We start from the raw sequence: 16,202 nt of genomic DNA, 5'->3' as shown, positions 1-16,202 counted from the left end.
GATGAGTTATGAGTAAAAAGTGGTAAGTTTTAAGCGACTGGTATATATATCAAAAAAAGCCCGGTTCTGAGATACAGAACCGGGATATATGTTTTGATATGAATATTAAAGAAGTTGCGCAGACTATTTATTCATCATTTGCTTAGCCTCAATGCTGAGGGTAGCATGAGGTACAGCGCGGAGACGGGCTTTGTCAATAAGCTTTCCGGTAACACGGCAGATACCATAAGTTTTGTTTTCTATCCGCATCATCGCTTTTTCAAGGTGATCGGTATAGTTGATCTGGCGGCTGGCCATCTGCGCAAGTTGTTCTCTCTCCATGCTCATACTGCCATCTTCCATAGTAAGATAACGGTTATCAGTATCATCACCACCCATCTCATCTTTCCGGGTGATCAGTCCCTGCAGATATTGCAGTTCCTTTTTAGCCTGGTCAAGTTTCTTCTGGATCAACTCACGGAACTCCTGGAGTTCCCCATCACTATATCTCATAGTTGGGCCAGAGTTTGAAGCTTCTGGCTGATCCAACACCGATTTTGTGAATTCGGGTTCGTACTTCCTGGATGTAGTGGTATTAATCTTGGGCATTTCGAGCTTTGCGGGCTTTGCAGGGGCAGCTTTTTTAGCAACCACGGGTGCCGCTGGAACTGGTGTCGGAGTTGGTGCTGGTGCTTCTGCTTTTTTTGCTTCAGCTTTCTTTCCTTCCACTTTCTTTTCCACTGGTGGTGTACTATTGTTTGTCGGTTTCTTCACTTCTACTTTTTTAATGGTTTTAGCCGCCACGTTTGGTTTGGCAGCTGCAGATTTCTTTGGAACAGGCGCATGTTTTGCGGCTTTCTTTACCGGGGCGTGCTTGGAAGACACAGCTTTTGCTGCGGGTTTCGCAACTTTAGCTGGAGCTTTCGCTGCAGGCTTTTTGGCAGGGGCCGATTTTTTCACTGGTGTTGTTTTCTTAGCAGTCTTCGCCGCTTTTTTGTTGGTTGCCATGTTGTTAGGCTTTTTTTGTAACAAACACTTTTAATGAAAGGTCATTTACTTCAATTTGAGTGCCATTCGGTAAATCTGACACTACTTCCAATTTATCTGCTAAAATTTCCGCGCAAATATAATCATTAAATTGCGCAAGTGAGTCATTCAATTGCTCTTGTCCCATTACTTTAACAACTATCCTGTCGGTCAGTTCAAACCCACTGTCTTTCCGGATCTTTTGGATGCGATTGACAAATTCTCTCGCGTTGCCTTCACTGAGGAGTTCTTTCGTAATTGTTACGTCCAGTGCGACAGTCAATAGGTCTTTGTTAGCAACGATCCAGCCGGGAATATCTTCGCTGGATATATCAACTTCCTGAATATGTAATATTAAGCGTTCGTTATCAATTAACAATGGATAGGAACCATCTTTTTCTAACTCGGCGATTTGTTCCTGGTTGAAGTTTGCCAGGGCGGAAGAAACAGCTTTCATTTTCGGTCCAAGCTTCTTTCCAAGCGCCACAAAATTCGGTTTTATTTTTTTCTTTATAAAACCTTCATCCCCCTTTATATATTGAATTTCTTTTACATTTACTTCGCTCATTACCAAATCAGCAATCAGTGAAATCTGAGACTCCATGTTTTTGTTTAGTACTGGTATCAGGATTTTCTGAAGTGGTTGTCTCACCCTGATATTCACTTTTTTACGAAGAGAAAGCACCAAAGAGGAAATATCCTGGGCAATTTGCATCCTCTCTTCCAGCTTCAGGTCAATTTTTTGCTCATCGGCCCCGGGAAAATCTGCATGATGTACAGAAAGTACTGGCGACAGACCAGTCACCGCGTTCAGGTTCCGGAAAACAGTATCGCTGAAAAAAGGTGAAATAGGTGCCATGAGTCTTGTTACAGTTTCCAGGCATTCATATAAAGTCTGGTATGCGCAGATCTTATCCTGCTCATATTCACCTTTCCAGAATCGCCTGCGACAAAGCCGCACATACCAGTTACTTAGATGTTCATCCACGAACTCCTCTATTGCCCGGCCAGCCTGGGTGGGTTCATAGTCATCCATGGCCAGGTTCACGGATTTTACCAGGGAGTTCAGGGAAGATATGATCCAACGATCTATTTCAGGCCTTTCATTTAATGGCACCGGCTTTTCCCGGAATGAAAAACCATCCACGTTTGCATATAGTGCGAAAAACTGGTATGTATTATAAAAGGTTCCAAAAAACTTACGTTGCACTTCTTTGATTCCATCCAGGTCGAACTTCATGTTCTCCCATGGAGAAGCATTTGTTATCAGGTACCAACGGGTGGCATCTGCACCAAACTGCTCAATGGTCTTAAACGGATCTACCACATTGCCAACCCTCTTACTCATCTTATTGCCGTTTTTATCCAGCACAAGTCCGTTTGAAACACAGGTTTTGTACGCTACTGAGTCAAACAACAAGGAAGAAATCGCGTGCAGGGTATAAAACCAGCCACGGGTCTGATCAACACCTTCAGCTATAAAATCAGCCGGGTAACTTTGATCAAATGGCTTGTTAAAAGGTTGAGGATCACCGGCGTCCAGTTTCTCATAGTCTAAACCCCATTGGGCATAGGGCATGGCTCCACTGTCGAACCACACGTCAATCAGGTCAGGCACCCGGGTCATCGGTTTACCGGAATCACTGAGTAAGGTTATGCCGTCAACATAAGGTTTATGCAAGTCGATCTCTGCATCACCGGCACGCAAACTGGCAGGATTGAGGTCACCTGCTTTTACAATTTCCTGTTTTAGCTCTCTTAGGTTGCTGATGCATTTCATTTCAGAGCCATCTTCCGTTTTCCAGATTGGCAGCGGCGTTCCCCAGAAACGACTACGGCTAAGGTTCCAGTCTACCACATTTTCAAGCCAGTTTCCAAAACGACCCTCTCCCGTTGACCTTGGCTTCCAGTTAATGGTGTTATTCAACGCTACCATTTTTTCCCGCGCAGCTGTTGTTTTTATGAACCAGGCATCGAGGGGATAGTAAAGTACTGGCTTATCGGTTCTCCAGCAATGCGGATAGTTGTGTTCGTATTTTTCTACCTTGAATGCCCTGTTCTCTTTTTTGAGTTTCACGGAGATGTCCACGTTCACATCAACATAATCAGGTTCGTCTTTGTAATTTTTTACATATCTGTTGCTGAATTCACCAAGTCCATCAATAAATTTGCCCTGGCGGTCTACCATGGTAAGGATACCAATTCCATATTTAGATCCTATCTTATAATCATCTGCACCAAATGCCGGAGCTGTATGCACTATGCCGGTGCCATCTTCTGTAGTAACAAAGTCACCTACCAGAACCCTGAACGGATCACCACCGGAAACTTCGGGCGAATTGGCTTCATAAGGCAATAATTGTTCATATCTGCAACCTTCCAGCACAGCACCTTTGAAATTGCCAAGTATAGTCCAGGGGATGAGTTTATCGCCTTCTTTATAGGTGTCAAAAGCCGTATTTTCAGCTTCAGCTTTAAAATATTTTGAAATAAGTGCTTTAGCCAGCACCACGTTAATGGGCAAACCGGTATATGGGTTGAAGGAGTGCACCAGTACATATTCGATTTTCGGGCCTACTGTTAACCCCAGGTTTGAAGGCAGCGTCCAGGGTGTCGTGGTCCAGGCCATAAAGCAGATCTCACCATTTGCTGCTGATTCACTGCCCTGGGCTGATTTATTGAGCATTTCAAACAAGAAGGCTGACTTTGCATCATCCAAGGCTTTGAACATAGCAACGACACTGGTGTCTTTTACCATCTTGTAAGTGCCGGGCTGGTTCAGTTCATGAGAGCTAAGACCAGTTCCTGCTGCAGGAGAATAGGGTTGAATACTTACACTTTCATAGAGCAGTCCTTTTTTATAAAGCTGGCTCAGCAACCACCATAATGTTTCGATATATGAATTCTCAAATGTGATATAAGGATCATCGAGATTAACCCAATAACCCATCTTCGTGGTAAGTTCATCCCACTTGTCTTTATACCTCATTACCGCCTCACGGCATTTCAGATTATATTCTTCGACACTGATTTTTTTTCCAATATCTTCTTTGGTTATGCCCAGTTCTTTTTCAACTCCAAGTTCAATTGGCAAGCCGTGGGTATCCCAACCTGCTTTCCGCTTAACCTGGAACCCTTTCATGGTTTTGTATCGGCAAACCAGGTCTTTTAATGTGCGTCCGATAACATGGTGTATTCCCGGCATTCCGTTCGCACTGGGCGGGCCTTCGTAAAACACAAATGGTTTTGCTCCATCCCTGAGGGAGATACTTTTCTCAAAGGTGGCATCCGTTCCCCAACTATTGAGCATTTCCTGCTCCATTGCTGGTAAATTGAGTTGTGAAAATTCCCGGTATCTTGAAGCCATTGTATAAAATTCCTGGTAGATAAAACTGTTTAAAAGTTCGCGAAGTTACTTAATTTCCGGCTATCGGATTTGAAGCCTTGGGCATCCTAAGAATAGGAATTTTTAGAATAAGAATTTTTAGAATGCGAATTTGTGAGAATTCATTTTTTGGCAAGGTATTAGTAATGTATGTGGGTAGTTCTTAATGTGCGAGTGAATAAGAAGCAGGTATATCGTTCATCCTCATGCTCCTATATGTAAACCCTTACATTCGGCGCCATACTTATTAAAAACGAATTAAAACCACTTTTTTTCTGGTTTTAAGTAAGCGTTTTTTCTCATACAGTTTGGCTTTTGGCATAGTTTATGAAACTGAATATGTGTTGTTATTACAATCTATAGCAATAAGCTATTTGATATATACCTTACTATTGGAAACCTTTTCTACGGTTTAGGGTTTAGGGGTTAAAAAGGGGAGTATTCCTACTCCCCTTTCCTTTTATTCTTAATCAGGGGAAAGGTTTTCTTAATTTCGTCAGATCTACCCGTTTTTAATCAGGATTTTTGGGTAAGTTCGTCAGAGCCTGCCTGAAAAACCAATTATTCCAATGCTTTTCTAAGAAAAACCAGTATCCAATTATTGTCTGAAATCCAGGTTTATCCAATTTTAGAATTCCAATTATCCATTATTCACTGAAAACTATCATGCGTTAGAGGCCGGTTCTCCGGAAAAAAATTTCTTACCTTAATAAAAAAACCTTCCCAATTTGTTTAGGAAGGTTTTTTTATGAGATATTTTAAGAGAATTATGAATTATGAGTTATGAGTTATGAAATTGCACCAGGCCATATTTCGTAAATCACAATTTTATATTTCTGATTTTCCATTCATCAATCACTCATCACTCATCACTTATAACTCATCACTTCTTATGAGCCGATGATTGCATGATGTCTCTATCAAATAAGTAGAGCCCGCTTTTGTCGTCTCCGATCAATTCAAGTTTATCATTCATTGTTCTTGCCAGTCTTTCTTCTTCAATTTGTTCGTTTACATACCATTGAAGGAAATTATGAGTCGCATAATCTTTCTCTCTTAAAGACTGATCAACAATATCATTAATACTTTCGCTTACAGCTTCTTCGTGTTTCAGCAGTTCTTCAAAAGCCTGCTTGAGGGATACGAATGTCAGTATTGGCTGGGTAAGGGCCGGCACCATGGCAAAACCACCCCGCTCATTTACAAAGTTCATGAGCTTCAGCATATGCATCCGCTCCTCGTCTGAATGTTTATAAAAAAAATCTGTGACACCTTTAAGCCCGGGTTGAATATCGGCCCAGCTGGCCATGGCCAGATATGCCTGTGAAGATTGAGCTTCCATTTGAATCTGCCTGTTAAGAGATTCCTGCATAGTTTTACTTAGCATAGTGCGATTATTTATAAAAAGTAATTGACTGAATCTTATCAGTTGACTATTGAAGTCAGTTGACCATTGAAGTTAGCTGATGTTTAGCATCTAAACCAGCTGACCACGAAATTACTGATCTGCGAAATTACTGACCTACATGGACACCTGGCTACTGGGACTAAGGACTCTTAGCTTTTTGGACTCCCGGCACTACATGGATTCTTGGCCACAATAGACTCCCGGCAATACGGACTTCTGGCTATACGGCCTTCTGGCTATACGGCCTTCTGGCTACCGGGACCAGGGACTCTTAGCTCTTTGGACTTCCGGCTACATGGACTTTTAATGGAACAACAGTTCACAAGGTTTCAACCCCGTATGTTTTTTGAAAGCAGTGGAAAAATGGGAAATGGAGGAATAACCGAGCATCATGGATACGTCTGTAACACTGAGTCCTTTCTCATATAAAAGGTAACGCGCATGCTCCATCCGCTGGCTTTGGTAAAAATCAAAGATGGTGGTGCCAAACATCTCTTTGAAACCTTTTTTCAGGTAACATTCATTAATGGCAACTTTCCGGCTCAATTCCTTAATTGTAATAGGCTCTCCGATATGTTGCAGCAAAACCTCCCTGGCCTTGGTGATCTTCGTCCTATCCGCTTCATTTGCCAGGAACTTGCATTGAAAACTCTCGATGTTTTTGTCACCCAGCATACATTCAAGACTGTATAACAATAACATCTGTGTCTGGGCATTTATATAAATGTTCTCGAGACTACCGGTATGGCTATGATTCAACAATGCCTCCAGTACCATTCTTGTCCGGCTGCAAAGCGAAAGTATTTTTGTGAAGGAGGATTTATGTTTGAACTGAAGGATGTTTTCAGAAACGACATCAACTGTTTTACCCGGTTTAACAAACTGCGACAAATGCACAGGGGAGAAACGGAAGCTTAACAGATCTATACTTTCCACCCGCTCAGAGCAATTGTGTGATGAATTCAGTCGGCAGCTGTTACATTCCGTGTCTTTCTGTTTGCAATAAACATTACCTGAAATACAGAATCTCAACTCAAGAGAGTGTTCAGAAACGGCATCCTTAGCATAATGATAAACCAGCATCCCTGTGTCTTCAATATTCCATTGCGGGTTTTTCAGATGTCGCTTAATGGTGTACTGGACGGACCCTGGCATATGCTGATCCTTTTCATGCAAAACGCTTAGCTCGCCTTGCATTATTGGCTGCTTGTATGCGATTGATAAAATGTCAGGTGCCTGGAACATGGCGGCAAATTTAGTTCGAAAAAAGCATTCCCAATGAAAAGAAGAACCAAAATAAAAAAAGCAACAGTAATATGACAATCCGAAAATGGGGAACAAATATTTGCTAATCAGGCTTCAATCAAATACTTGTTAATCAGGCTTTAATCAAAACTTTGATTCCCTGCAGCTGCCATCTTGAGAATCTGGTCAAACTGTTCCGGTGTAAGGTCATTATAAAAGAAATAAACAGGGTCGATGGGTCGGCCGTTTTTGTGGACCTCGTAATGACAATGTGGCCCTGTCGATTTGCCGGTGCTACCGACATAACCGATGATCTCGCCACGTTTTACCCGGGTACTGTTTTTTATCTTCACTTTAAACATGTGTCCATAAAGCGTTTCATAGCCATAACCATGATCAAGTATTACATAATTTCCGTAGCCATTGCCCGCGTTACCCGCAACTTTAGCCACCCCATTCGCGGTAGCATAAATGGGCGTACCCTGGGGAGCCGTAAAATCGAGCCCGGCATGAAATCGCACTGTCTTGTAAACGGGATCAATCCTGTATCCGAAACCTGAAGCGACTCTTTTTAATTCTTTATTGCTGATGGGTTGAATGGCTGGTGTGCTTGCCAGCAACTGTTCCTTGTTTCGGATGAAGCCGGCGATCTCGATGTAAGATTTCTCCTGTACTTTTATCCGGCTTGACAGGGTATTCAGGGTTTGGACTATCGACTGTTCCAGGTCAAACCGGTTCATGGCCTGCACGATTTTTATTTCCTGCTGCTGTTCGAGCTGTTTAGCCCGCGCACTATCTGGTATTGGATTTGACTCAAATATTTCGCGGTAAACTTCATTGTCACGTTTTTCAAGATCGTGCATCTGTCGTTGGAGCTCAAGGGTCTTATCTTCCAGAACAAGGAAATTTTCCTGGAGTCTTTCATTTGCCTGGAGAAGACGTTTCTCATTGGCCGATGGAAAATAACGATACGCGATAGAGACAATAATAATAGCGGTCACTAATGCAGCTGAAATAAAACCGAGGACGCGCAACAGAGTTACACGCAGGGGGGTTTCCAGCTTTTCATAGCGGAGGGTATTGGTGTTATAGTAATATTTGATTTTCTTCACCTGTTTGCCTATTCCTTAACTTTGCGATCGTTCAATAAAGACAACTTTCACAAATATAAAGACTTAAAAGAGGCTTTCACATATCAAAGATTATTCCGTTTATGTTAAACAGCGCTGAAATACGACAGAAATTTCTGGATTTTTTTCAATCTAAGAACCATGTAATCGTGGCTTCCGCTCCTATCGTGGTAAAGAATGATCCAACGCTGCTGTTTACAAACGCGGGGATGAACCAGTTTAAAGATATTTTTCTGGGGAATAAAGCCATCCAATATCCGCGGGTTGCTGACACACAGAAATGTCTCCGCGTGAGTGGCAAACACAATGACCTGGAAGAAGTAGGGGTAGACACCTATCATCATACAATGTTTGAAATGCTGGGAAACTGGAGCTTTGGTGATTATTTCAAAAAAGAAGCTATTGCCTGGAGTTGGGAATTGCTTACAAATGTGTTGGGACTGGATAAAGACCGTTTATATGTCACCATTTTTGAAGGTGATGCCGCTGAAAACCTGGAAAAAGATGAAGAAGCTGAAAACGAATGGAAAAAGTGGCTCCCGGCGGACCGGATTCTGAAGGGTAATAAAAAAGACAATTTCTGGGAGATGGGTGACACCGGACCTTGCGGCCCCTGCACTGAAATTCATGTTGACTGCCGCACGGATAGTGAAAGGGCATCGGTTGCCGGATCTAAGCTGGTAAACAATGACCATCCCCAGGTGATTGAAATCTGGAACAATGTATTTATGCAGTTTAACCGTTTGAAAGATGGAAAACTTGAACCCCTCCCTGCCCGCCACGTGGATACAGGGATGGGTTTTGAGCGACTTGTACGCGTTATTCAGAAAAAAAATTCAAACTACGATACAGATATTTTTGCTGGTACTATCACGCTTACGGGTGAGCTCACTGGCAAAAATTATGAAGGGACTGATTCGAAAGCAGATGTAGCATTCAGGGTAATTGCTGATCATATCCGGGCTATCAGTTTTTCAATTGCTGATGGCCAGTTTCCGGCTAACACCGGTGCAGGTTATGTAATCAGGCGGATCCTCCGGCGAGCTGTACGTTATTCTTATTCTTACCTGGATTACAAAAAGCCATTGCTCAACCAACTTGTAATTAAGCTGGCTCTCCAGTTTAAATATGTGTTCCCCGAATTATACAACCAGGCCGAATTTGTGGCCAGGGTCATTAAGGAGGAGGAAGAATCTTTTCTTAAAACCCTTGACAAAGGAATAAACCGCTTTAATATTTATACAATAGCGGGAAAAGATCTTCCCAGCGTAGTTCCGGACCCAATTCAATTGGAAGACGAGGATGATATTCGTAAGATGAGTGATCAGCATAAGTTTTTGAAACAAAGGCAATCAAAAGTTGTAGCTGGTGAATTTGCTTTTGAATTAAACGATACCTATGGGTTCCCGATAGACCTTACCACACTCATGGCTAAAGAAATTGGCTGGACAGTTGACCATACCGGGTTCCAGGAAGCTTTGCAGGTGCAGAAAGACCGCAGCCGTGCTGCTACCACTTTAGATACAGGTGATTGGGTTCAACTGGAAGAAAATAACAAATCTGAATTCGTTGGATATAGCGAGAAGGAAACTGAAACCAGGCTGGTGAAATACCGGAAGGTAAAAGCACGTGGGAAAGAATCCTATCAACTGGTATTACAGGAAACGCCATTTTATGCCGAGAGCGGAGGCCAGGTGGGTGACACAGGCGTTTTAGAGTTTGGCGGAGAAACCATTGGCATCACAGATACCAGGAAGGAAAATGATCTGTTCATCCAGTTTTCGGATGAACTTCCCGGCAATCTTACTGCCCGGGTTACAGCAAAAGTTGATGCTGAAAGAAGGCAGCAAATCAGTGTGCATCACACAGCTACTCATTTACTGCATGCCGCTTTGCGTACTGTATTGGGAACGCATGTTGTCCAAAAAGGATCTTTAGTGAATGATGAACACCTGCGTTTTGACTTTTCTCATTTTGCAAAGATGACGGAAGATGAGATTCATCGTACAGAACAGATCGTCAATGAAAGAATACGCGCAAATATCCCCGTAATAATAAAATGGATGAATAAGGATGAAGCCATGAAATTGGGCGCTATGGCCCTTTTCGGGGAAAAATACGGGGATCGTGTGCGAGTGGTTATTATAGATCCTGGATTTTCAGTTGAACTTTGCGGCGGAACCCATGCAGGAGCCACCGGGGAACTTGGTTTGTTTAAGATCCGGCATGAAGCCGCTGTTGCTGCCGGTGCCAGGCGTATTGAGGCACTGAGCGGAAAATATGCGGTTCAGTTTGTAGATGAACAGCTGGCAGAATTGCGAACTATAAAGGAACATTTCAAAAATCCAAAGGATCTCAACAGGTCCGTTGAGATGATGCTGGCTGAAAATTCAGACCTCCGGAAAAAGATCGAACACCAGGAAAACCGGCTGCTTGTTGGCATCCGGAATGAACTGATGCAAAAAGATCAGATTATCAACGGAGTAACTTTTGTTGGTGAAGTTATCACGGTAAATAATGCCGATGCTTTGCGCAAACTATGTACTGACCTAAAAAACAATCTCCATGACCACCTGGTTGTGCTTTGCGCAAACATAGGTGGCAAACCGGCAGTAGCTGTTGGCATTTCGGACACGGTGGTGGCAGCAAAAAATCTCGATGCTGCCAAAATTATCAAAGAACTTGTGGCACCCCTTATTAAAGGAGGAGGAGGCGGACAGAAAAACCTCGCAACCGCTGGTGGCCAGGATGCCGGATCGTTGGATGAAGTAATATCGAGGGTAAGGGGATTGCTGTAATACCGCAATAATGCTTTCTTGCAACTAATCCAGCCTTCCGGAAATCGGCAAACATTTTCTTAACCCGGCTTGTTCGTTCTTGTCAGAGGCTTATTTTCTCCTTAACAAAACCTTTACTGCGAAATTTTTCGTATTTCCATTTATTCCCTATATTTGAAGTACGAAATCTAACGTAGTTGTAAACCGAAAATAAATTAAGGAATGAAAAAATCTGTTTTGCCTGTTGCAGCCCTGATGGCTTTTAGTCTTATGATCATGGGCACTGCCGTTGCCCAGGATGTAGAGAAGGATAAAGAGAAAGAAAAAGCTAAAACCAAATCCAAACTCGGCGAATATGAAGAAATCATCATAAAGAAAAAAACGGATGCTGATACCAAGGTAACTGTTGAAATAAAAGATGGTGAAGTAAGAGTAGATGGTAAACCTATCGATGATTATGAAAGTGAAGCGTTATCAGTTCGCCGTCGTAAACCAGCAGTAATTACATACGGCAGGGCAACATCACCTTTCAGCTCAGGTAATGTTACCATAAACGGCGATTCTGATATTTGGTCTGGTCTTGACTCGAACCGTGCTTTTCTGGGTATCTCAAGCCAGGACTCACCGGATGGAGTTAAAATTATGCAGGTAACCGACGAAAGCGCTGCTGAAAAAGCGGGTTTAAAATCCGGTGATATCATCGTTAAAATCGATGAAAAAAATATTGAAGATCCGGAGGATGTTACTGCGACCATACGCAAACACAAGCCGAATGACAAGATAACTATCACGTATAAGCGTAATGATAAGGAAGCAAAAGCAACTGCAACCCTTGGTAAAGCGAAGGGGAGTTTTTACCAGTCATTCAACTTTAACAATGATGTTCATCCACAGATTGAAAGGTTGAGATCTATGGAAAACTTCAGATTTGAATCACCCGTTGCGCCAGGTATGACTTTCACCAATCGTCAGAGAATTGGTATCCGTGCCCAGGATACCGAAGAATCAAATGGAGCTAAGGTACTTGATGTGAGCCACGAGTCAGCCGCTGAAAAAGCCGGAATTAAAGAAGGTGATATCATTACTTCTTTTGATGGCAAAAGGATTACAAATGCTGATGAGTTATCCGCAGCTGCAAGAGAAGCTAAGGATAAAACCACCATGGATGTAAAATATAACAGGGCAGGTAAAGCCCTGACTGCACAGATAAAGATTGCAAAAAAGTTGAAAACCACCAGCCTGTAAGCGAAATCTGAAAACTTTGTATTAAATACAAGTTTTGAATTTAATACAAGGTGTTTTGCAAACATGACTGAAAAGAGGAAAGGGTTTCGGGATTTCGCCCGTAACCCTTTCTTCTTTTCAGGCTGGCTTTTAAGGCTGGAATGGGCTTCACAGCGTTTTGGTGTTAAGCCAGTCCCGGTTTTACCACTGGTCCAAGAAAACAGGACAGGGGATATTAAATGCGGACTGAATAAGGTAAATTTGTCGCCAAATAGATGCGATGTTTGATGATTATGAAACGGTGATTGGACTAGAGGTGCATGCTCAGTTACTAACAAAAAGTAAATTGTTTTGCGGTGATAGTTCATCCTTTGGTGCTGAGCCAAATACACATATCAGCCCTATTACATTAGGGCACCCGGGTACCTTGCCAAAACTGAATAAGGTAGCTGTGGAACTATCAATCAAGATGGGACTGGCTTGTCATTCCCGTATAAGCCGTCACAACTATTTCGCACGCAAGAATTATTTTTATCCCGATCTTCCAAAAGGTTACCAGATAACACAACACACCACTCCTATTTGCATTGGTGGTTATGTACCGATTAAATTGTCTGACGGCACTGAAAGACAGGTTCAGCTCAACCGTATTCACATGGAGGAAGATGCTGGCAAAAGTCTTCATGACGTCGACCCGTTCAACACCGCTGTTGATTATAATCGCGCAGGTGTTCCACTTATTGAAATTGTAACCGAACCAGATCTTTCCAGTGGCGAAGAAGCTGCGGCCTATCTTACCGAACTCCGCAAACTGTTACGTTATCTCAAAGTTTGTGATGGCAACATGGAGGAAGGCAGTATGCGTTGTGATGCCAACATTTCAGTACGTAAAAAAGGTGATCCTGTACTGGGCACTAAGGTTGAAGTAAAAAATCTCAACTCCATTCGTAATGTGCGACGTGCGATAGAAGTCGAATCAAAAAGGTTAATGACACTTCATTCTGCCAGCGAAGTAATCGTACAGGAAACCAGGGGGTATAATGCAGGAGATAACACTACCTACTCCCTGAGAGTAAAGGAAGATGCAAATGATTATCGTTATTTCGCAGATCCTGACCTTACTCCTTTTGAAGTTACTGACATTCTTTTAAATGAACTCCAGGCGCAGATCCCCGCATTGCCCGAGGAGCGTGTGTTGCATTATTGCGATGTATTACAGCTTACAGATTATGATGCACGTACGCTGACTGATGAAAAAGAACAGGCTGATTATTTTGAATTGTTGATCAAAGAAACCCGTAACTATAAATCGGCGGCAAACTGGATTCTTGGTCCTGTAAAATCTCATCTGAATGAAAAAGGACTGAGTTTTGATAATTTCAATATCAAACCAACAGCAATTGCAGAAATGATTGCACTGATCGATGAAGGCAAGTTGAATTTTTCGATAGCCTCCACCCGCATATTTCCTGCATTAGTTAATAATCCGGAAAAGACTGCAGTTTCAATTGCTGCGGAGCTTAACCTGGTTCAGGATTCTAATGAGGGTAATGTTAGCGCCTGGGTAGAGGAGGTGTTGAATAAAATGCCGGAAAAAGTATCAGAGTACCGGAAAGGAAAAAAGGGTTTGATCGGCTTGTTTGTCGGGGAAGTAAAAAAACTTTCAAAAGGCAAAGCAGATCCAAAACTTACTAATGACATCCTAATTAAAAAATTAAGTAGCACCGCGTAAATTATGAAAACAAGATATATCATTTCGATCCTTTGTGTTGCCATGTTTTTCATTTCCTGCTCGGAGAAGAAAAAGGATACTATTGAAGTAAAAGGCACACTGAAAAATATAGACAAGATTATGGCGCTTTATCCCGAAGCGTTTAAATCAGATAGTATATCGCTGCTGTTATATGAAATGCCTTTTGGCGGGGATCAGCAACCCGTACAGCTCGACAGCGTTATTGTTAGCAGGCTCGCCCCGGATTTCATTTTAAAGGGTAGGGCGAATGGTACCGGCATTTACGACGTTGTTGTGAATAAGGGGCCGATGATACCATTGGTAAATGATGTCAGTGATATTAAACTTGATATAGATCTCACAAACAAAGACAGATATTATACTGTAACCGGATCACCGGCAAGTGAAACTTTAAGGAATTTTATATTCAGCTATTCCGAGAAATCAATTGCTGTGAATAAGTCTTTCAAAGTACTTGATAGCCTCAAGCTCTATAATGCTTCTGACTCAGTGGTGATTGATGCCACTAATCAAAAAAACAAGTCCCTCACTTCTGTAAACGAATTTGTAAAACAATTCCTGTCCCGTGATAACAATCCACTGGTTGCAAGTTTTGCAGCCGGGATCGCTTCTAATACTTTCAGCCCTGAAGAATACGAAGCTGAGCTTGCAAAGCTGACAAAGAAATATCCCGCTGATTCAAATATTTCTTTCCTGAACCAACAGTTTGCACAGCAGAAAGCACAGTCTATGCAGGCAGAAAAATCAAAACAATCCAATTCATGGGTTGGCAAAAAAGTTCCTGACATGTCTATGCCGGACGTAAATGGCAAGGAAGTTTCAATCTCTTCTTTCCGTGGCAAATATGTGTTGATTGATTTTTGGGCGAGCTGGTGCGGACCATGTCGCGACGAGAACCCGAATGTTGTAAAAGCTTTTAATCAGTTCAAAGACAAAAACTTTACAATACTTGGAGTATCCCTTGATAAAGACAAACCAAATTGGATAAAGGCAATAAAAGAAGACAACCTCGCCTGGACGCATATCAGTGACCTTGCTTTCTGGAACAGCAAGTCTGTAGAAATCTTTAAGTTCGAAGGCATTCCCTTTAATGTGTTGGTTGATCCGGAAGGAAATGTAATAGGTGAAAGTTTACGCGGATTTGATTTGTCAAAGAAATTGAGTGAAGTGTTGAAGTGACCGGAGGACCTTATTTTAACGGGGTAGATTGGTTATAAAAAAGAAAAAGCCTGACTAAGTCAGTGTTCATTCTAAGATCCAGATTCTGCGAAATAATAAATGTCTGAATATCTTTTTTCCTGTCATTCATTAGCTGAACTATGGCATCCGGAGATTTCGGTAACTTCTCCGCGGCGTTATTCCCCCGTATGTATTCGAAGTATTCCTTCCTGGTAAAAGTTCTGGTGGTATTTGTGTTTCCATATTCCTGTGTGTCTTTGTAGGTAATATTGATTTTCGTCAGGAGTTTAAGTTTTCCGTCGGCACAGACCATAGCGATATCGGCACCCTTTGCGTTCACAGCTGAATTAAGACTGGTAATGATAATGCTATCAAGTCCCGGGTAAGATATTGGCGCAACGGTAAATATGATTTGCTTTACAGGAGTGGTAGAAACCATTTCTTTTCCATCAGGCAGACGATAATATATTTCTTTGTCAACAAGGTTTACCTTGACCATAATGTCAGAATAATATTTCCCGTCCAAAGATATTAAGGTAACTGGCAGATAATCCTCAAACAGGAAAGGAGAACCTTCAGTATTGTAATTGCTTTTCATATACAACGGCCGTCCGTTTGAGTCGTTAATGAATGGATTTGCTCCAGTCTCGGATTGAGCAAAAACTTCTCCACGGAAACAGACTGGTATAATTAATAAGAACATATATCTCAGGATCTTCATAGTCATCATCTTCATGGTCATCGCTTTTTGAGTTATTTAATTATCCCGCTTAGGAAAAAGTAAACGGTAGAATAAACAAAAAAAAACTGCAGCTGAATAATCGCTGCAGTTTAGTTATAACTTATCAATTTTGATATTAATTGTCAGTCATGAGAGTATTGAAAATAAGTTCATTATTCGATATTGGCAGGATATAGCCAGACTCTCCAGGTTTGGTTTCAGCTTTACCAGGGCGAGCTGGTAAGTTAAGTCCCAATCTCATGATATCAAGATTTCTGATTCCTTCTCCAATGAGTTCTATTCTTCTTTCCTTGAGAATAGCATTTATCAAAGCTGTTGATGTAGCAAAATCGCCGGCTGTAAATACAGTTGTTG

The 16,202-nt window shown here is 42.0% G+C and carries 11 protein-coding genes; 4 read left to right on the top strand and 7 right to left on the bottom strand.

Features of this window, described 5'->3' with window-relative positions; translation table 11 throughout:
• Positions 1-123: 123 nt before the first annotated feature.
• From VK664_RS17660 to VK664_RS17640, 5 genes are all read right to left on the bottom strand, one after another.
• Positions 124-987: a TraR/DksA family transcriptional regulator gene (locus VK664_RS17660; protein ID WP_461400013.1), complete on the bottom strand. Its 864-nt coding sequence runs from the start codon at positions 985-987 to the stop codon at positions 124-126.
• Positions 988-991: 4 nt separating this feature from the next.
• The gene (gene ileS / locus VK664_RS17655) at positions 992-4,372 is read right to left on the bottom strand and encodes an isoleucine--tRNA ligase (protein ID WP_461400012.1); all 3,381 of its coding nucleotides are present in this window, start codon (positions 4,370-4,372) and stop codon (positions 992-994) included.
• A 901-nt stretch (positions 4,373-5,273) separates the two neighbouring features.
• Positions 5,274-5,777: a ferritin gene (locus tag VK664_RS17650; protein ID WP_461400011.1), complete on the bottom strand. Its 504-nt coding sequence runs from the start codon at positions 5,775-5,777 to the stop codon at positions 5,274-5,276.
• A gap of 324 nt (positions 5,778-6,101) precedes the next feature.
• Positions 6,102-7,043 carry a helix-turn-helix domain-containing protein gene (locus tag VK664_RS17645; RefSeq protein ID WP_461400010.1) on the bottom strand — a complete coding sequence of 314 codons (942 nt, stop codon included), beginning with the start codon at positions 7,041-7,043 and terminating at the stop codon, positions 6,102-6,104.
• Between the two features lie 140 nt (positions 7,044-7,183).
• Positions 7,184-8,155 (bottom strand): M23 family metallopeptidase, encoded by a 972-nt coding sequence (locus tag VK664_RS17640; protein WP_461400009.1) that lies wholly within the window; start codon positions 8,153-8,155, stop codon positions 7,184-7,186.
• Positions 8,156-8,256: 101 nt separating this feature from the next.
• Here VK664_RS17640 and alaS point away from each other — a divergent pair, with 101 nt between their 5' ends.
• The 4 genes from alaS to VK664_RS17620 all read left to right on the top strand — a co-directional run bounded on the left by alaS (position 8,257) and on the right by VK664_RS17620 (position 15,106).
• Positions 8,257-10,971 (top strand): alanine--tRNA ligase, encoded by a 2,715-nt coding sequence (gene alaS, locus VK664_RS17635; protein WP_461400008.1) that lies wholly within the window; start codon positions 8,257-8,259, stop codon positions 10,969-10,971.
• A 201-nt stretch (positions 10,972-11,172) separates the two neighbouring features.
• Positions 11,173-12,195, top strand: coding sequence for a PDZ domain-containing protein (locus VK664_RS17630; RefSeq protein WP_461400007.1), 1,023 nt, complete (start codon positions 11,173-11,175; stop codon positions 12,193-12,195).
• A 259-nt stretch (positions 12,196-12,454) separates the two neighbouring features.
• Positions 12,455-13,906 carry an Asp-tRNA(Asn)/Glu-tRNA(Gln) amidotransferase subunit GatB gene (gene gatB, locus VK664_RS17625; protein WP_461400006.1) on the top strand — a complete coding sequence of 484 codons (1,452 nt, stop codon included), beginning with the start codon at positions 12,455-12,457 and terminating at the stop codon, positions 13,904-13,906.
• A gap of 3 nt (positions 13,907-13,909) precedes the next feature.
• On the top strand, positions 13,910-15,106 hold the full coding sequence (locus VK664_RS17620; protein WP_461400005.1) for a peroxiredoxin family protein: 1,197 nt from the start codon (positions 13,910-13,912) through the stop codon (positions 15,104-15,106).
• 10 nt (positions 15,107-15,116) lie between these two features.
• On the opposite strand, the gene VK664_RS17615 is transcribed toward VK664_RS17620, so the two are convergent.
• Together VK664_RS17615 and VK664_RS17610 are read right to left on the bottom strand one after the other, a co-directional pair.
• Positions 15,117-15,842, bottom strand: coding sequence for a hypothetical protein (locus VK664_RS17615; protein WP_461400004.1), 726 nt, complete (start codon positions 15,840-15,842; stop codon positions 15,117-15,119).
• A 121-nt stretch (positions 15,843-15,963) separates the two neighbouring features.
• Positions 15,964-16,202 (bottom strand): RagB/SusD family nutrient uptake outer membrane protein (locus VK664_RS17610; protein WP_461400003.1); only part of this gene is annotated, 239 nt, incomplete at its 5' end.

The organism is Flavitalea sp. (genome assembly GCF_035489435.1).
Classification (GTDB): Bacteria; Bacteroidota; Bacteroidia; order Chitinophagales; family Chitinophagaceae; genus DATHKG01.
The sequence above is the reverse complement of the archived record's forward strand: the minus strand, read 5'-3'. Positions and strand labels throughout refer to the sequence as shown.